General features: G+C 71.2%; 14 protein-coding genes, 1 tRNA gene and 1 pseudogene. 9 read left to right on the forward strand and 7 right to left on the reverse strand.

Annotation, left to right across the window (positions count from 1 at the left end):
- Positions 1-347: 347 nt before the first annotated feature.
- Positions 348-674: a hypothetical protein gene (locus AQJ67_RS23705; RefSeq protein WP_062721099.1), complete on the reverse strand. Its 327-nt coding sequence runs from the start codon at positions 672-674 to the stop codon at positions 348-350.
- Between the two features lie 386 nt (positions 675-1,060).
- Here AQJ67_RS23705 and AQJ67_RS23710 point away from each other — a divergent pair, with 386 nt between their 5' ends.
- The 4 genes from AQJ67_RS23710 to AQJ67_RS23725 all read left to right on the forward strand — a co-directional run bounded on the left by AQJ67_RS23710 (position 1,061) and on the right by AQJ67_RS23725 (position 3,647).
- Entirely contained in the window at positions 1,061-1,927 is an 867-nt protein-coding gene (locus AQJ67_RS23710; protein WP_062721100.1) for a bifunctional DNA primase/polymerase, read from the forward strand.
- 79 nt (positions 1,928-2,006) lie between these two features.
- A complete protein-coding gene (locus AQJ67_RS23715; RefSeq protein ID WP_062721101.1) occupies positions 2,007-2,456 on the forward strand; it encodes a hypothetical protein in 450 nt (149 codons plus the stop codon).
- Between the two features lie 112 nt (positions 2,457-2,568).
- Complete coding sequence (locus tag AQJ67_RS23720; RefSeq protein ID WP_062721102.1) at positions 2,569-3,102, forward strand: DinB family protein; 534 nt, start codon at positions 2,569-2,571, stop codon at positions 3,100-3,102.
- Positions 3,103-3,206: 104 nt separating this feature from the next.
- A complete protein-coding gene (locus AQJ67_RS23725; protein WP_062721103.1) occupies positions 3,207-3,647 on the forward strand; it encodes an amphi-Trp domain-containing protein in 441 nt (146 codons plus the stop codon).
- Between the two features lie 79 nt (positions 3,648-3,726).
- On the opposite strand, the gene AQJ67_RS23730 is transcribed toward AQJ67_RS23725, so the two are convergent.
- Positions 3,727-3,813, reverse strand: a tRNA-Ser gene (locus AQJ67_RS23730).
- Between the two features lie 114 nt (positions 3,814-3,927).
- The gene (locus AQJ67_RS23735) at positions 3,928-5,568 is read right to left on the reverse strand and encodes a S1C family serine protease (RefSeq protein ID WP_062721104.1); all 1,641 of its coding nucleotides are present in this window, start codon (positions 5,566-5,568) and stop codon (positions 3,928-3,930) included.
- 266 nt (positions 5,569-5,834) lie between these two features.
- Here AQJ67_RS23735 and AQJ67_RS23740 point away from each other — a divergent pair, with 266 nt between their 5' ends.
- The 3 genes from AQJ67_RS23740 (at position 5,835) to AQJ67_RS23750 (ending at position 8,649) form a co-directional block, all read left to right on the forward strand.
- Positions 5,835-6,662: a glycerophosphodiester phosphodiesterase gene (locus AQJ67_RS23740; protein ID WP_062721105.1), complete on the forward strand. Its 828-nt coding sequence runs from the start codon at positions 5,835-5,837 to the stop codon at positions 6,660-6,662.
- A 229-nt stretch (positions 6,663-6,891) separates the two neighbouring features.
- A complete protein-coding gene (locus AQJ67_RS23745) occupies positions 6,892-7,530 on the forward strand; it encodes an ATP-binding protein (protein ID WP_062721106.1) in 639 nt (212 codons plus the stop codon).
- A 129-nt stretch (positions 7,531-7,659) separates the two neighbouring features.
- The gene (locus AQJ67_RS23750; RefSeq protein WP_062721107.1) at positions 7,660-8,649 is read left to right on the forward strand and encodes a DUF5926 family protein; all 990 of its coding nucleotides are present in this window, start codon (positions 7,660-7,662) and stop codon (positions 8,647-8,649) included.
- A gap of 243 nt (positions 8,650-8,892) precedes the next feature.
- On the opposite strand, the gene AQJ67_RS23755 is transcribed toward AQJ67_RS23750, so the two are convergent.
- Together AQJ67_RS23755 and AQJ67_RS23760 are read right to left on the reverse strand one after the other, a co-directional pair.
- Positions 8,893-9,561, reverse strand: a complete 669-nt coding sequence (locus tag AQJ67_RS23755) for a hypothetical protein (protein WP_244190563.1) — start codon at positions 9,559-9,561, stop codon at positions 8,893-8,895.
- A gap of 56 nt (positions 9,562-9,617) precedes the next feature.
- Entirely contained in the window at positions 9,618-10,277 is a 660-nt protein-coding gene (locus tag AQJ67_RS23760; RefSeq protein ID WP_062721108.1) for a bifunctional DNA primase/polymerase, read from the reverse strand.
- Positions 10,278-10,773: 496 nt separating this feature from the next.
- Between AQJ67_RS23760 and AQJ67_RS23765 the strand changes: the two genes are divergently transcribed.
- Both AQJ67_RS23765 and AQJ67_RS23770 read left to right on the forward strand, forming a co-directional pair.
- Positions 10,774-12,285 (forward strand): PP2C family protein-serine/threonine phosphatase, encoded by a 1,512-nt coding sequence (locus AQJ67_RS23765; protein ID WP_208615034.1) that lies wholly within the window; start codon positions 10,774-10,776, stop codon positions 12,283-12,285.
- A gap of 147 nt (positions 12,286-12,432) precedes the next feature.
- Positions 12,433-13,899: an aminopeptidase P family protein gene (locus AQJ67_RS23770; protein ID WP_062721110.1), complete on the forward strand. Its 1,467-nt coding sequence runs from the start codon at positions 12,433-12,435 to the stop codon at positions 13,897-13,899.
- 144 nt (positions 13,900-14,043) lie between these two features.
- On the opposite strand, the pseudogene AQJ67_RS23775 reads toward AQJ67_RS23770, so the two are convergent.
- Both AQJ67_RS23775 and AQJ67_RS23780 read right to left on the reverse strand, forming a co-directional pair.
- Positions 14,044-14,855 (reverse strand): annotated as a pseudogene (locus tag AQJ67_RS23775) (triphosphoribosyl-dephospho-CoA synthase).
- An 11-nt stretch (positions 14,856-14,866) separates the two neighbouring features.
- Positions 14,867-15,814: an intradiol ring-cleavage dioxygenase gene (locus tag AQJ67_RS23780; RefSeq protein WP_062721111.1), complete on the reverse strand. Its 948-nt coding sequence runs from the start codon at positions 15,812-15,814 to the stop codon at positions 14,867-14,869.
- Positions 15,815-15,883 lie beyond the last annotated feature (69 nt).

The raw sequence follows: 15,883 nt of genomic DNA on the forward strand, positions 1-15,883 counted from the left end.
CCCCTCGCCCTCATCGCCCCGCGGCGTATCGCACTGACACTTCTGGTACACCGCCCACGCCGATCCGGTTCCCACGAGTTTTTCCTGAGTCCGCGAAGGTTTCTGACTGTCCGTCAGATGCTGTGCGCTGTCAAGACCGGGGAAAGCAGCGGAAAGCAGCGGGAAGCAGCGGAAAGGCAGCAGGCAGCAGGGCGCAGGCAGCAGGCAGCAGGCAGCAGGCAGCAGTGGAAAAACGCCTGCGCGGCGGTACCGAAGTACCGCCGCGCAGGCGCGTCACACCCCACAGAGCACACCCCACACAACTCCGAGGAGGCCGGTGCTGAGCACCGGGCACCGGCCTCCTCAGCTCACCACCAGAGGGGGGTGAAGTTGACGGACGTGTTGTCGTTGCCCTGGTTGACCGCCGTGAACGCGGAGCCGTTGACCTGGGCGGTGTTGCTCTGGTTCGAGGCGCCGGAGCCGGTCGCCTGCTGCTGGGTGGTGGCCGAGTTGCCGTAGTTGTCGCCGCCGACCCCGCTGCCGATGAGGCCCTGCGCGGCGTTCGTGACGGCCGCGCTGGATCCGTCGTCCGCGAAGGCACCGCTGTCCGCCGTCGCGACGCCGGCGAAGAGGACGGCGGCCAGCGGGAGGGCGGAGACGGCGGCGATGACGCGGGCGGTACGGATGCTTGCCATGTTTGTTCCTCCAGAACAGGTGCGCCCAGGCTCCCCGCCGGACGCATTGGTAGTGCATGAAGTACTGCGCTTCCCAAGGCAGTTGGCCGACCGCCCCGGAGTTCTGCACGACGTCGCGAGATCAGAGTTGCCCACCGAATCCCCGGCGAACCACCCCGGAAGCCCCTATTCGCCCTGAAGCGTGATGACAAGTCGATAAACCCCTTTCGCCACTTCCAGCGCCCATGGCAGGGCAGTACGGGCAGCACGACCAGTCCCGCCCCAAGGCCCACAAGAGGGGAAAGGTTCCGGCAGGCTTCCGGCCATTCGTCAGGGACCGGCGCTTCGGCGGCAGGTCACAGCCGTCGACCCTTCCATTTTTCGAACATTCGTACGAACATAGAGGCATGGCCACCACCGACCGGCAGGCCACGACGCTGGCCCTCGCACACGCCCTGTCAGCCGCCGAGCGCGGACTGGCCGTCATCCCCCTGTCCCGGACGAAACTCCCGGCCCTGCGATCCCCGCACCGCGACGACCCCGACCCAGCCCCCTGCCACGGCGAGTGCGGCCGCTTCGGGCACGGGGTCTACGACGCGTCAACCGACCCCGCCCGCATCCGTGAACTCTTCGCCGCCGCTCCCTGGGCCACGGGCTACGGCATCGCCTGCGGCCTGCCCCCGCACCACCTCATCGGCATCGACCTCGACACCAAGTCCGGTACGGACGCCTCCGCCGCCCTGCGCGAACTGGCCCTGCGCCACCTGTTCACGATTCCGCCCACGGTCGTCGTCCTGACCCCGAGCGGCGGCCGCCACCTCTGGCTGACCGGCCCGCCGGAAGCCGTCGTCCCCAACTCGGCGGGCCGCCTCGCACCCGGCATCGACATCCGGGGCGCCGGCGGCTACCTCGTCGGCCCCGGCTCCCGCACCGACCACGGCGTCTACAGCACCGCCCCCGGCACTTCCCACATCGGCCCCGCGCCCTGTCCGCGCGCCCTCCTGCGCCTTCTGCTCCCCCCGCCCCGCACGCACCACTTCACGCCCCTCTCGGCCGGCGGCCACGGCCAGGGGCTCGTCCAGTTCGTACTCGCCGCGCACGAGGGCCAGCGCAACACCCGCCTGTTCTGGGCCGCCTGCCGCGCCTACGAGGACGGCATCGGCCCCGCCCTCGTCGACCCCCTGGTCGAGGCGGCGCTCAACACCGGCCTGACCGAACGCGAGGCCCGCGCGACGATCGCGTCGGCGGCGCGGATGACGGGGCACCGGCCCTGACGGGCGCCGACGCCAGACGCCCGACGGGGGCTTGAAAACGCACGGGAGCACGATGCACCACCGCCCAAAGGCGCCGACCATGTCGCTCGCCCGCGTCGTCCTCGCCTCCGGCCGCTCGCTCGACCTCTCCGAGCTGCGGCTGTCGGCGACGTACGGCGGCATGCTCGGAATGCTCGGGACGCCGGAGGGCTACCCGTGCAAGCCGGTCAACGACCTGAAGATCAAGGGCCTCGTCCGCGCCGCGGCGCGGGCTCACCCCGCCGTGCCGGTGCACCTCGTCCCGCCGCCGCGCGAGTATCCCGACCAGTACGCGGGCGCGTTCGGTCCGGTCGAGGTACTGCCCGCCGTGGCGTGTGTCGGCGCCTTCCACTCCACGGCCCTCGACCGCGACCACGACCCGGTCCTGCGCCGCTCCGCCCTCACGATCGTCTGGTTCCAGCCCACCGCGCGCGTGCCGGACGGTCGCGACACGGAGGAGACGCTGCGCGGCGTGGACTGGGAGGGTTTGGCGCGGGACTACGAGTTCTAGGGTCGCCGGCGCCGGACTTGGGGCCGGATTCAGAACCGGCCGAACTACAGAACCGGCCGGGGCGAAGAAAACGGCTTGCTCCGGAAGGGAACCCCTGTGCCAGGCTCGGCCGATGAGCGCTTCCCGACGTGAGCTGCTGCGCTGGCAGTTCGACTTGACCTGGGCGTTGTTCGAGTACCACCTGGAACGGCTGCGGCCCGAGGACTTCCTGTGGGAACCGGGACCCCTCTGCTGGACGGTACGTCGGGCCGCCGACGGCTCCTGGGTGCCGGACTGGGCGGACACCGAGCCCGACCCCGTCCCCGTGCCGACGATCGCCTGGGTGAGCTGGCACATCGGCTGGTGGTGGAGCGTGGCCGCCGACCATCTGCACGGCCGCCCGCCCCGGGAGCGGACCGACGTCACCTGGCCCGGTGACGGCGAGCCGACCGTCGCCTGGCTGCGCGACCTGCGCACGGACTGGCTGGCAGCTCTGGACGCGCTCGACGACGACACGGCCCTGGACGCCACGGCACCGTTCCCCTGGCCGAACGACCCGCAGTACACCGTCGCCCGCATGATCGGCTGGGTGAACGCCGAGCTGATGAAGAACGTCACGGAGATCGGGCAGCTACGGCTACTGCTGCGGACTCAGCCGGAGCGCTGAGCCGACCGTCCCTCTTCACAACCCCACAAGGGCCGAGATGTCCCATCTGCCTCCTCGCTCCAGAATATGAATGTCAGCTGTTCGCGTGCTGGATCGGAGAGGCCATGACGGACCTCAAATTTGAGCAGAAGCGCTCCTTGTCACGCCTCGAGGCGGCTGATCAGCTCACGGCGCTCGCGGCCGCGCTACGCCAGGGCGGCGATGCCGAGCTGGAGCTCGAACCGTGGAAGTTGAGCCTCCGGGTCCCCTCCGACCTCCACTGCGAAATCGAGGTCGAGGTCGAGGACGGGGAGATCGAGCTGGAGATCGAGCTCAAGTGGCCGATCTCGCCCGACACCCGGTCCACGGCGTCCCGGACGCCTGGGGGCACGGAGAAGGCCGCGGGCACGGAGAAGGCCGGGGGAGCGGAGAAGGCCGGGGGAGCGGAGAAGGCCGGAGGCACGGAGAAGGCCGGAGGCAGGCGGAGGAGCCCTGCCGCCGGTTCCGGAGGGACTCGCGCCGGTGGAGGCAGAACCGCGAAACGGACCACCGCGAAGAAGGCCTGAGCGGCTCGGTCACGGGCGGCTACGCCGAAGGCCCCCGACCGATTCCGCTGGTCAGGGGCCTTCCGCACTGCTCATTGCGCGGTGGGTGTGGGATTTGAACCCACGGTGACATCGCTGCCACGACGGTTTTCAAGACCGTTCCCTTAGGCCGCTCGGGCAACCCACCTCGCCCCGGCCCACCAGGGGCGGAGCGCGTACAGACTACCGGCCTCGCCCGCTGTGCGGGGATGGTGATCCCCTGTTGGTCGAAGCCGGGCCGTACGCGCGTGTGGCGGTCGGGTCAGCTGTCGCCCGTGCGGGCGGCCAGGGTGACGTCGACGGTGTGGGTCTGGCCGCCTCGTTCGTAGGTGATCGTGACCTTGTCGCCGGGCTGGTGGGTCCAGATCTCGCCGATCAGGGTGGGACCGGAGTCGATCACCGAGTCGTCGAGCTTGGTGATGACGTCGCCGGGCTTGAGGCCGGCCTTGTCGGCGGGGCCGCCCGCCTCGACCGCGTCCGAGCCGCTGGCGCCCTGCTCGGTGATCTTGGCACCGTCGGCGGTGTCCTCCAGGGACACGGAGGCACCGATCTTGGCGTAGACCGGCTTACCGGTCTTGATCAGCTGCTGGGCGACGTACTTGGCCTGGTTGATCGGGATGGCGAAGCCGAGGCCGATCGAGCCGGACTGGCTGGTGCCGCCCAGGCCGTTCGCCGCGGACTGGATCGCGGAGTTAATGCCGATCACATTGCCCTGGGCGTCCAGCAGCGGGCCGCCGGAGTTGCCCGGGTTGATCGAGGCGTCGGTCTGGAGGGCGCTCATGTAGGACGCGTTGCTGCCGGTGCCGTCGCTGGAGGCGACCGGGCGGTTCTTGGCGCTGATGATGCCCGTGGTGACCGTGTTGGAGAGGCCGAACGGGGCGCCGATCGCGATGGTGGAGTCGCCGACCGCCACCTTGTCGGAGTCGCCCAGGGTGAGCGGCTGCAGGTCCGACGGGGCGTTCTTGAGCTTGATGACCGCGACGTCGTAGCCCTGCGCGTGGCCGACAACCTCCGCGTCGTACTTCTTGCCGTTCGGGAAGGTCGCCGTCAGCTTGCCGCCGTCGACCGCGTCGGCCACCACGTGGTTGTTGGTGAGGATGTGGCCCTCCCTGTCGAAGACGAAGCCTGTGCCGGTCCCGCCCTCGCCCGCGCTGCTCTCGGCCTGGATGGTGACGGTGCTCGGCAGCGCCGTGGCGGCCACGCCCGCGACGGTGCCCGGGTCGCGCTTGAGCGAGCCACCGCTGTCGGAGGCGGAGACGGTCGTCGAGGAGGTGTTGTCGTCGTTCTTGGCAAGGGTGTAGCCGAGGCCGCCGCCCAGGCCGCCCGCGACGAGCGCGGCGATGAGCACGGCGGCGAGCAGGCCACCGCGGCCGCGGCCGGACTTCGGCTCCGGCTGCTGGTACGTCGTGCCCCAGCCGGAGCCGGCACCGGCTCCGCCCGCGCCCGCTGCGCCCATACCGGCGGCGCCCATGCCCGCAGCGCCCATACCGGCACCGGCACCCGCAGGGGCACCGGCGTCGGCGTACGGCGGCGTGCCGGGGGGCGGCGGGGGCGGCCAGGAGGCGGCGGGGGCCGAGCCCTGCGGAGCGGCCGGGGCGGCCGGGCCGAGCGGCTGGGCTCCGTTCGAGGCGGCCGGGGCGTGTGTCGGCTGCGATCCATTGGCCGGCTGCTCGGCGACGTACGGCTCAGGGGCGTGCGGCTCGGCGGCGTGCGGCTGGGTGCCGTTCGCGTTCGCCGGGGTGTCGCTCGGCGCCGGCGGCACCGGTGGCAGCGGGGTGGTCGGGGCGGCACCGGCTTCGGGAGCGGGGGGCTCCTGGGGCGCCGGAGCAGCAGGAGCGTCCACCGGCACGGGGGGTGCGGACGGGGCCGGGGGTACCGCGGCGCCCTCGTTCTCGGTGCTCACAGCTTCTCTCCTCGATCCACGGCTGGTTTTTTCGGTCGCACTCGGTCACGCCCGTTCACGCTTGTCCACGGCCGGTGCGCTCAGCTGTGCATGCCTTTGTGTATGCGGTCAGCTTTTCCCACAGGCCGTCAGAGCACCATAAGCGGTTGCTGTGCGTCCACGGCCACTCCTTACATAGGTCATGTGAGACCAAAAAGGCACAATCTCAGTGTCCTCGTGCCTTCTCCGCTCGCACGTCTACCCCTGTGCGGTGGCACCATGACGCGGTGACCCACGCACGGCAGCACCAGATCCAAGTCGTCGCCCACCGCGGAGCCTCCGAAGACGCTCCTGAGCACACCCTGGCCGCGTACAAGAAGGCGATCGAGGACGGTGCGGACGCCCTTGAGTGCGACGTACGCCTCACCGCGGACGGCCATCTCGTCTGCGTCCACGACCGCCGTGTCAACCGTACGTCCAACGGCCGCGGCGCCGTCTCCGCGCTGGAGCTCGCCGAGCTCGCCGCCCTGGACTTCGGCTCCCGCAAGAACCGCGACTCGTGGAAGAACCGGGCCGAGGAGCCCGACTGGGAGTTCCGGCCGGAGGACCCGGAGGACACCTCCGTACTCACCCTGGAGCGGCTGCTGGAGCTCGTCGCGGACGCGGGGCGGCGTGTGGAGATGGCGATCGAGACCAAGCACCCGACCCGGTGGGCGGGGCAGGTCGAGGAACGGCTGCTGGTTCTGCTGAAGCGGTTCGGGCTCGACGCGCCCGCCTCGGCCGCCGACTCCCCGGTGCGCGTCATGAGCTTCTCCGCCCGCTCACTGCATCGCGTGCGTGCCGCCTCGCCGACGCTGCCGACGGTCTATCTGATGCAGTTCGTCTCACCGAGGCTGCGGGACGGGCGGCTGCCCGCGGGCGTCCACATCGCGGGCCCCTCGATCCGGATCGTGCGCAGTCACCCGGCGTACGTGGAGCGCTTGAAGCGGGCCGGCCACCAGGTGCACGTATGGACCGTGAACGAGCCGCAGGACGTCGACCTCTGCGTCGAACTGGGCGTCGACGCCATCATCACCAACCGCCCGCGCGCGGTGCTGCACCAGCTCGGCCGCTGACACACGCACGCGCGCGTGGAGCGCTCACACACGCGCGTGGAGCGCTCAAGGCGGGACTCAGGCAAAGCGTGCACGTGTAAACCCCCGAAACCTCACCAATCCCTGCGCAACCTATTGACCCCCGAGCCCCTTCAGCCCCATCCTCCACTCTCGGCCACACCGACGGATTTCAGCCATCCCGATTACAGGGTGTGCTCCGGCGCGTTCGGTCCGTATTCGATCGTTGCGAATGCGTCACCGGACCTTGATTGGCCGGTTTCCGGTACAGGCCAATGGGGCATCCACACCGTGGCGTGGGGCAAAGGAGGTCTCGGGGGTGGCGTTGGTGGTGGCACAGGAGGTGCCCACGTCGTCGAGCATGGCCGTACCCCATGGCCCTGCGGGCGTGGGGAAAGCAAGACACCGTATGCGCTCACAGTTGCGCAGGGGTGGCGTTGCGGAATCGGTCATCGACGACGCCGTACTGATTCTTTCCGAACTCTTGAGCAACGCGTGCAAACACGGCCGGCCACTGGGTGACGCACTGGCCGGGGACGGCGACGTCCGGGCCGCATGGCGCGTAGATCTGAGCGGCAGGCTCACCGTGGAGGTGACGGACGGCGGCGGACCCACTCGCCCTGCTCCGGCCACGCCCTCGGTCACCGCACACGGCGGCCGCGGGCTGAACATCATCACCGCCCTCGCCGACGACTGGGGTGTCCGGGACGACGCCCGGGGCGAGGTCACGGTCTGGGTCGTGGTCCATGACGACGTTCATGATCCCGACGCGGGGCACCGTCGCGCCGACTTCGCTACGCGCGTCGCGGCACCGGCGGTGAGCGCGATATCCGGCCTCGACTTCGCGGACGCCTTCGACCACCTGGACTGAAGGGCACCCGGTTGCCGAAGCCCCGCTTCCGGCACGACCCGTTGGTTGTCCACAGGCTCCCGTCGACGATGGCGTGAACGGCTAGGCTCGCGCCCGTACGAGACGAGCCGTAACCGGGAGACACCCACGATGGCCAAGAAGCGACCCCAGACCAAGGCCAAGCGCCCGCAGCTCCGCGACGCAGCCCGCGCCGGAGGCGCTGATGGACACATTCCGGTGGTCGGCGCGCGCGAACCTTGCCCCTGCGGCAGCGGTCGGCGCTACAAGGCCTGTCACGGCCGGGCCGCCGCGCACGCGGTGACCGAGCTGGTGCAGCGTCCGTTCGAGGGACTGCCCGGCGAGTGCGACTGGGTGGCCCTGCGCGAGCTGGTGCCCGCCGCCACCGTCGAACTGCCCCTGAAGGGCGGCCTCCCCGAAGGCGTCCCGTCCGTCACGCTGGCCACGGTGCTGCCGATGGCCTGGCCGGCCCTGCGCCGCGACGACGGCTCGGTGCTGCTGGGCCTGCAGAACGACACGGCGTCCGGCGACATCAGCCGCGACCTCGCCGACACGCTCCAGCAGGCGCTCACCGCGAAGCCCGGCACCCCGGTCCAGGGGCGGCGCGCCCCGGCCGACGGTCCGCGGCTGCAGGATCTCCTCGACCCGGAAGGCGCGTTCGAGCCAGTTGTGCACGCGGGCTTCGAGTTCTGGGTCCCGGACGCGGAGAACGCCACTCCGGAAGTGACCGCCTCCCTGGAGCGGGCCAACGCCGCTGCCATCCCGACCGTGAAGCTGACCGGCGTGGACTCCGCGTACTGGTGCGAGACGCCGGAGAAGAACCACCTGCGCTGGGTCATGCCGCACCCCGAGGAGCAGCTTCTGGACGCCCTCGCGCGGCTGCACGCGGCGGGGAAGTCGAGCCTCGGCGAGGGCACCCGTCTCGTGGGCTCCTTCCGCGCTCACGGCCTCACCGTGCCGGTCTGGGACCTGCCGCGCGGTGTCGGCGCCGAGGATGTGGAGAAGCCGGCGGCCGAGTTCGCCGAGCGCCTCGCGGCCGCCCTGGCCACGGACGCACCGCTCACTCCTGACGAGCGTCGCGCGCGTGGCGGCCTGACCAACCGGCAGGTCACGCTCAGCTGACGCGCGCCGCGGAGATCGGGTTCGGCTGAACGGCCGTTCAGCCGAACCGGCCCGCGCCGGGAGGGTGAATCCGATCACAACTCCCATGCGGAGCAAGGGAGTCCGTGACTGGAAAGCCCGGATCGAATTTGCGAACCGCCGATCTCTTGTTACCGTTCGAGTAGCCCGGTTGCTGGTGCATCCCCCGTCGCCAGCAACCGGGTCTTTCCATGTGCACGTTCCTTTACGGAACGGCGGCACATGTCAACGGCTCGAGGTGTCCTCGGAATTGCCCCGCTCGGCGTTGCTCGCGGAACGCAGCAACAGCGCCCCGCGCCCGGCCCGCTCCGCGAACTCCGTGACCGCCGTATAGGCGTCCGAGCCGCCGCGCGTGCGCTCCCGAGGCGTCTCGCACGTCCCCGGCTCGTCCTCGGCGCCCACGACGCAGCGCATCTGGAGCGTGCGCCCACCGGGCCCCATGAGGCTCAGCACGGAGTCCAGCGCACCGCCTGTCGCATTGCGGAAGTACGTGCGCGCCCAGGTCTCCTCACCCTGGGTGAGGACACAGGTCTGCGCCTCGATGCCCTCGGGCGAGGTGAGTTCGGGACCGCAGCGCACGGCGGTGGACAGGCCGAGGTCGAGCAGCAGCGCGGTGCCGGTCGGGTCGGCGGAGGGCGCCTTGGCGTCACCGCGTGGCGAGGGACGTACGGCGCCGTTCTTCGGGGCGGGCGAGGAGGGCCGTACAGCCTCCCGGTCGGATGCCCCCACGGCCGCCCGGCCCGCGTCGACGACCTGGCCGGCGGCCGCCCAGGCCAGTGGCAGGGCGACCGCGGCCGCCGCGACGGACGCGAGGGCGATCAGACGGACTCTTCGATGGTTCGGCCCGCGGCGATGCGACGACGGTGCCCTATTTCCCCTGGTATGACGCGGCATACAGCGGAATGTAACGACCGCACGGGCATGTGCCGTTCCGCGCGCGCCGGATGGCCCTACAACTCGGGCGCGCTCACACCCGTACGAGTGAGGGCCTCGACCACGGCGTCCACCACGGCCTCGACATCGGGCACCCACGGGGAGGCCGAGCCGGGGAGGGGGGCGCGCTGCCAGGTGATGGGGCCCTGGCCGGTCTCGGACGGGGGCAGGGCGATGTAGCCGCCCTCGCCGTGGAAGCGGAGGGAGCCGGGGACGAAGTCCTTGGCGTACAGCAGCTCGCCCAGCTGTTCCATGGAGTACGGCTTCACCAGGATCGACCAGCGGGCGGGCGAGGCGACGACCGGGCCGAGGCGCATGCCCTTGCGGTCGAGTGCGGTGAGGGCGTGCGCTGCCGGCAGGGCGGGCAGGCTGACCGCGCAGGGCGCCGTGCCGCCGGTGGCGAGGATGATCGGCGCCGCGGGCCGGTTGGCCCACCACCAGCGCACCATGCGCTCGTCGGTCGTGGCCGCGAGGAGTCCGGGGTCGAAGGGGTGCGCGCCGGGCACCGTGCAGTCCGGGTCGGGGCAGCCGCAGCGGGAGTGTCCCTGCGGGTGCGTCGTCACGCCCGGGAGTACGGGCCAGCGCCATTCCGTCGCGAAGGTCAGGGCCGCGCTGATCAACTCAGACTTCCCGTCGCCGCGCAGAAGCCTGCGTCGCCTTCCGAGGATCTCGCGCATGAGCGCTCGTTCCTTTCCGTTGCACCGCTGGCAACACCGTGGTCACATCACACCATGTGTCGATCACTTCACTGTGCGTACCTGTAGGCGCATCACACCCCTGCCGCGAGCAAGGGGATCCCCTATGGGCCGAGCGTTGGCTGCTTCAGCGGCAGCCTCGTCCATACGTCGTCCATCAAAAGCACGTGCGTGGGGTGGCGAAGTATGGCGTTTGCCGTCGCGCGTATTTCTCTTCGCCTCCGCCACGGGAGGATGGGGCACGATCGTCGGTGGCTAAGACGCCCGGGTCCGTCACCAGGTTCCGGGTGGTTGTCAACCACCCCTGGCCTTCACCGAGTACGTACCCATCACGACCGCTGTGACGCTCTGTGGAGCGAAACCAGTCGACCGCAATACCCCGTTCCCTGAGGCAGTTTTAGGCCAACTTTGCCTTTACGCAAGAGGTCTACGACGAGTGCTCAGGTTACCCACGGACACCAGGAATCCCGGCAGGACAATGCTGGACATCCCCTTACGAGTGCGTGTACATGTGGAGACACTGCTAGCGGCGCAGAATGACATGGGGGTTTGCGATGCTTTTGAGCAATACGCACCGGTCGGAAAGCCGGACGCCATGAACGCCCCTCACCCTTCGAAAGTGGCCAGAATCGATTCCACGGTTCCCTCGCCCGCACACACTGTCGCGCCCGCGCCCGCGGCCCCGGGAACCCCAGCGGTTCCCGCGCCGAACGCACCCGGCGCGGTGCTCCAGGACCGCCTCGCCGGCTGGGTCTCGGACCTCACGACCCTCCACGAACTCACCGAACGCCTGGCCCGTACGGACGCACTCGCCGACGCCCTCCAGGAACTGCTGCGCGCCGGATCCGCCCTCGTGGGCGCCCGGCGCGGTCTCGTCGTACTGGAACCCGCGGACGGACTGGGCCCGGACACCACCATCGGTCTGGGCCTCGCCCGCGCCGACCTCGGGCACATCGAGACCGTGCCGCGCAGCGCGATGTCGTACGGCAGGATCCTCGACGGACTGCCCGGCGGCGACGGTGAGATCGCCCAGCCGGACCTGCTCTCCGAGGACGGACTCGACCCCCGCCACCGCGAGGTCGCCGCCCGCCTCGGCTACGCCGCCAGCTACGCCCTGCCCCTGTCCACCGAGGCCGCCGGGCGCCTCGGCGCCGCCGTCTGGCTGTACGACGAGCCCGCCGAACCGGCCGAGCGCCAGCGCCACCTCGCCGGCCTGTACACCCGCTACGCCACCGAGCACCTGTCCCGGCTCCTGGAGATCGAGCGCACGCGCGCGTGCATGAAGACGATGGCCGAGGAGCTGCTCCCGTCCCGGCTGCCGCGCATGGCCGGCGTCCAGCTCGCCGTGCGGCACCGCACCGGCCCGCGCGGGGGCGGCGACTGGTACGACGCGCTGCCGCTGCCGGACGCCGCACTCGGCCTCGCGGTCGGCTCGGTCACCGGGTCCGGGCCCAGCGCGGTCGCCGCGATGGGACGGCTGCGGGCCAGCCTGCGGGCGTACGCCGTGATGGAGGGCGAGGACCCGGTCGCGGTCCTGTCCGACCTGGAGCTGCTGCTCAGACTCACCGAGCCCGCCCGCTGCGCCACCGCCCTGTTCGCCTACTGCGAGCCCTCCCTGCGCAGGATCACGCTCGCCGGTGCCGGCCACACCCCGCCGCTGCTGATCGGCGAGCGGCGCACCGAGTTCGTGGAGACCTCCGTGTCCGCGCCGCTGGGCATGCTGGCCTGCTGGGAGGCGCCGAGCGTGGAGCTGACGACGGAACCCGGAGAGACGGTTCTGCTGTACACCGACGGGCTGCTGCACCGCACCGGCGACGCCACCGACCGCGCCTTCGCCCGGCTGCACGCGGCGGCGGCCGGGGTGCCGAGGGCGATCCGGCACGACCCGGACGCCGTCGTCGACCACGTCCTGCGGACCGTGCTGCCGGGCGGGACGGACCGGGCGGACAGCGAGGAGGACGTCGTCCTGCTGGCGGCGCGCTTCGAGTAGCGGTCCGCGGCCCCTCCACCTCCCGGCCACTGCCCATAACAGGCATGTGGTCCGCGCCATAGCAGCGTCGGGCGGCACTTCGGTCGTCCCCGGATCGTTCCCTGTACGACCGTACGATGGACGGGGTCCAGCGCCGTATCGAGGAGGATGACCGTGGCCGACGAGCTCACCCCGGAGACCCCGGAGACCGAGTCTGAAGAGCCGATCAAGCAGCGCAAGAACGGCCTGTACCCGGGCGTCTCCGAAGAGCTCGCCGAGAACATGAAGTCCGGCTGGGCCGACACCGAGCTGCGCGACCTTCAGCCGATCCCCCAGGCCGCCGAGACGGCCGCCCGCCGTGCCGCGCTGTCGGCGCGGTTCCCCGGTGAGCGTCTGGTGATCCCCGCGGGCAACCTGAAGACGCGGTCGAACGACACCGAGTACGCCTTCCGCGCGTCCGTCGAGTACGCGTACCTCACCGGCAACCAGACCGAGGACGGCGTCCTCGTCCTGGAGCCCAGGGGCGAGGGCCACGAGGCCACGATCTACCTCCTGCCGCGCTCCGACCGGGAGAACGGCGAGTTCTGGCTCTCCGGCCAGGGCGAGCTGTGGGTCGGCCGCCGGCACTCGCTCACCGAGGCGCAGACGCTGTACGGCATCCCCGCGTCCGACGTGCGCGAGCTCGCGGACAAGCTGCGCGAGGCCACCGGTCCCGTGCGGGTCGTCCGTGGCTACGACGCCGGCATCGAGGCCGCGCTGACCGACAAGGTCACCGCCGAGCGGGACGACGAGCTGCGGGTCTTCCTGTCCGAGGCACGGCTGGTCAAGGACGACTTCGAGATCGGCGAGCTGCAGAAGGCCGTCGACTCGACCGTGCGCGGCTTCGAGGACGTGGTGAAGGTCCTCGACAAGGCGGAGGCGACGAGCGAGCGCTACATCGAGGGCACGTTCTTCCTCCGCGCGCGGGTCGAGGGCAACGACGTCGGCTACGGCTCGATCTGCGCCGCCGGCCCGCACGCCTGCACGCTGCACTGGGTGCGCAACGACGGACCCGTGCGCTCCGGTGACCTGCTGCTGCTCGACGCGGGTGTCGAGACGCACACGTACTACACCGCCGACGTCACGCGGACGCTGCCGGTCAACGGCCGCTACAGCGAGATCCAGAAGAAGATCTACGACGCCGTGTACGAGGCCCAGGAGGCCGGTATCGCGGCCGTGCAGCCGGGCGCGAAGTACCGGGACTTCCACGACGCCTCGCAGCGGGTGCTCGCCGAGAAGCTGGTCGAGTGGGGGCTCGTCGAGGGGCCGGTGGAGCGGGTGCTGGAGCTGGGGCTCCAGCGGCGGTGGACGCTGCACGGGACCGGGCACATGCTCGGCATGGACGTGCACGACTGCGCTGCCGCGCGGACCGAGACGTACGTCGAGGGTGTGCTGGAGCCCGGGATGGTGCTGACCGTTGAGCCCGGGTTGTACTTCCAGGCCGATGACCTGACCGTGCCGGAGGAGTACCGGGGGATCGGGGTGCGGATCGAGGACGACATCCTGGTGACGGCCGACGGGAATCGGAACCTGAGCGCTGCGCTGCCTCGGCGGTCGGATGAGGTCGAGGGCTGGATGGCCTCTCTTAAGGGCTGACGTTGGATTGATGGCCGGGTACCGGAGGGGTGTCCGGCCATCGTTGCGGGCTGCGGGCTGCGGGCTGCGGGTTGTGGGGGTTGATCGCGCCCACGCGGCGGAGCCGCAAATCGATACAGCCCCCCGCCCCTTCAGGGGTTGCCCTCACCGGCGTAGTGAGTCCAGGAAAAGCGCTCCCGCCAGTAGGCCCGCGCTGCCTCTCGGGCTCCACGCGCGTGTGTGCAGGTCGGTGTCGAGTGATGCCAGGGCTGCCGCGCCTGCCTCTGTCGCCGTGCCGCCCGCCTCCAGGACCGCTCGGGCGCCCGCCTGGACGTGTCGTAGGCCGATGGGGCCCGCCGTGTAGAGGAGTTCGGTGTCCTGGAGGGTGGACATCACGGTGAGCAGGGCGTCCAGGCGGGCCTGTTCCTCGGTGGCGCCGGACGAGCGGGCTGTGGTGAGGGCGTCCAGGGCACGGCGTACGTGGGGGAACCCGGCCCGTGCCTCGCCGCGCGCGCCGGCGGCGCCGTACTTCGCGGACACCGAGGAGCCCCGGGAGGGCCTGCGCGGGGCGCGCTTGTCGGTGTGGGCGGCGATGCGCTTGGCGGTCGCCGCGACGTTCCGTGCGCCGGCCAGGGGGTCGAGCGCGGCCGCGGCGACCAGCAGGCCCAGCGACCACAGTGCGCCCCGGTGGCCGCCGCCCGCGAGGTGCACCGAGTGTTCGGTGCACCTGCCGATCGCGCCCAGCTCCGCGCGGAGCCCGGGCGTCGGCTCGCCTGTGCGGCGGGCGGCAGCGGCCATCGCCGCGAGGCCGGGCGCGAGCGCCTTGGCCGACCAGCGCAGCATCCGGTGGTCCGGCGGCTGACGCGGGCGCCGAGGTCGCGCGGGTCGGGCAGGCCCGGCTTGGGAGCCAGGGCCAGCTGCCCGGTCAGCGCGGTCACGGCGGCCTGCGCGAGCGCCTCGTCCTCGCGGCTGCTCATGGCCGTATCCCCTACGAGGAGGCCGAAGCCGAGACCGACGGGGCGTCGCTGGGCGGGGTGCCCGTCGGGGCGCCGCTCGGCGGGGTGCCGCCCTCGCCGCCACCGCCGCCGCTGCCCGCGCCGGTGTTCTCGGCGTCGGGGTCGATGGCGACCGTGAGGAAGCCCTTGTACCCCTTGGACGGGTCGGCCTTCTTGACCGGCTTCAGGGTGAGCAGGCCGCTGGAGGCGCTGCCGCCGTCGTAGACCATGTCGTTGTCGAGGGTGGTGTAGTTGCCGGAGTGCTTCGAGTAGGGCTCCAGCGTGAAGATCTCCTCGGCGATGTCGTCGGCGAAGAACAGCTGGCCGGTGTAGTTGACCTTGCCGCCCTCGTAGGTGCCGTCCTCCTTCTGGCCGCCCGTGTGGACCTTGAGGTGGATGTGGCAGGTGCGCGGGGTGTACCAGCCCGGGAAGATCGTCTCGAACTTCACGACCCCGCCTGCGTTCGCCAGCTGGTACCCGCGCAGATAGGTGTTGTCGTTCGCGGTGGAGCCGTCCTCGCTCTCGGCGGGCGCGGAGCCGCCGGGGTTGGCCGTGGTGTAGCCGGAGTAGTAGCCCCAGGCGTCGCAGTGCCAGATCTCGACGGCGGCGCCCTTGACCGGGGTGCAGCCGTCGGTGGCGTCGACGACGGTGAGGCGCAGCGTCAGCGGGACGCCGCTCTTGCCCTCGGTGATGTCCTTTCGCACCAGGGCGTTGTCGAGGTAGTACGGGCCTTCGGTGACGCTGGACATCAGCGTCATGCAGCCGGTGCTCTCCGAGGCCGTCGTGGCGGCCGTCGCCGCCGCGTCGGTCGTGGTCGTGCCGGCGTCGGCGAAGGCCGCCTGGTAGCCCGCGACGGCGAGCCCGCCCGCCGCGACCGAGCCGCCGGTCACCGCGATGGCGCGGCGCCGGGTGATCGACTTGTCCTTGTGGTTTCCCGTCATGGCCAGGAAATTAGGAACGCCGGCCGTCAGGACCATGGGGTGGCGCTGTGCGGGGACTGTGAGTCCTGA

The sequence above is a fragment of the Streptomyces caeruleatus genome (assembly GCF_001514235.1).
GTDB classification, from domain to species: domain Bacteria; phylum Actinomycetota; class Actinomycetes; order Streptomycetales; family Streptomycetaceae; genus Streptomyces; species Streptomyces caeruleatus.

Coding starts and splice junctions, on each gene's coding strand:
- AQJ67_RS23705 (WP_062721099.1), bottom strand. CDS start 674: ATGGCAAGCATCCGTACCGCCCGCGTCATCGCCGCCGTCTCCGCCCTC.
- AQJ67_RS23710 (WP_062721100.1), top strand. CDS start 1,061: ATGGCCACCACCGACCGGCAGGCCACGACGCTGGCCCTCGCACACGCC.
- AQJ67_RS23715 (WP_062721101.1), top strand. CDS start 2,007: ATGTCGCTCGCCCGCGTCGTCCTCGCCTCCGGCCGCTCGCTCGACCTC.
- AQJ67_RS23720 (WP_062721102.1), top strand. CDS start 2,569: ATGAGCGCTTCCCGACGTGAGCTGCTGCGCTGGCAGTTCGACTTGACC.
- AQJ67_RS23725 (WP_062721103.1), top strand. CDS start 3,207: ATGACGGACCTCAAATTTGAGCAGAAGCGCTCCTTGTCACGCCTCGAG.
- AQJ67_RS23745 (WP_062721106.1), top strand. CDS start 6,892: ATGCGTCACCGGACCTTGATTGGCCGGTTTCCGGTACAGGCCAATGGG.
- AQJ67_RS23750 (WP_062721107.1), top strand. CDS start 7,660: ATGGCCAAGAAGCGACCCCAGACCAAGGCCAAGCGCCCGCAGCTCCGC.
- AQJ67_RS23755 (WP_244190563.1), bottom strand. CDS start 9,561: ATGCCGCGTCATACCAGGGGAAATAGGGCACCGTCGTCGCATCGCCGC.
- AQJ67_RS23760 (WP_062721108.1), bottom strand. CDS start 10,277: ATGCGCGAGATCCTCGGAAGGCGACGCAGGCTTCTGCGCGGCGACGGG.
- AQJ67_RS23765 (WP_208615034.1), top strand. CDS start 10,774: ATGCTGGACATCCCCTTACGAGTGCGTGTACATGTGGAGACACTGCTA.
- AQJ67_RS23770 (WP_062721110.1), top strand. CDS start 12,433: ATGACCGTGGCCGACGAGCTCACCCCGGAGACCCCGGAGACCGAGTCT.
- AQJ67_RS23780 (WP_062721111.1), bottom strand. CDS start 15,814: ATGACGGGAAACCACAAGGACAAGTCGATCACCCGGCGCCGCGCCATC.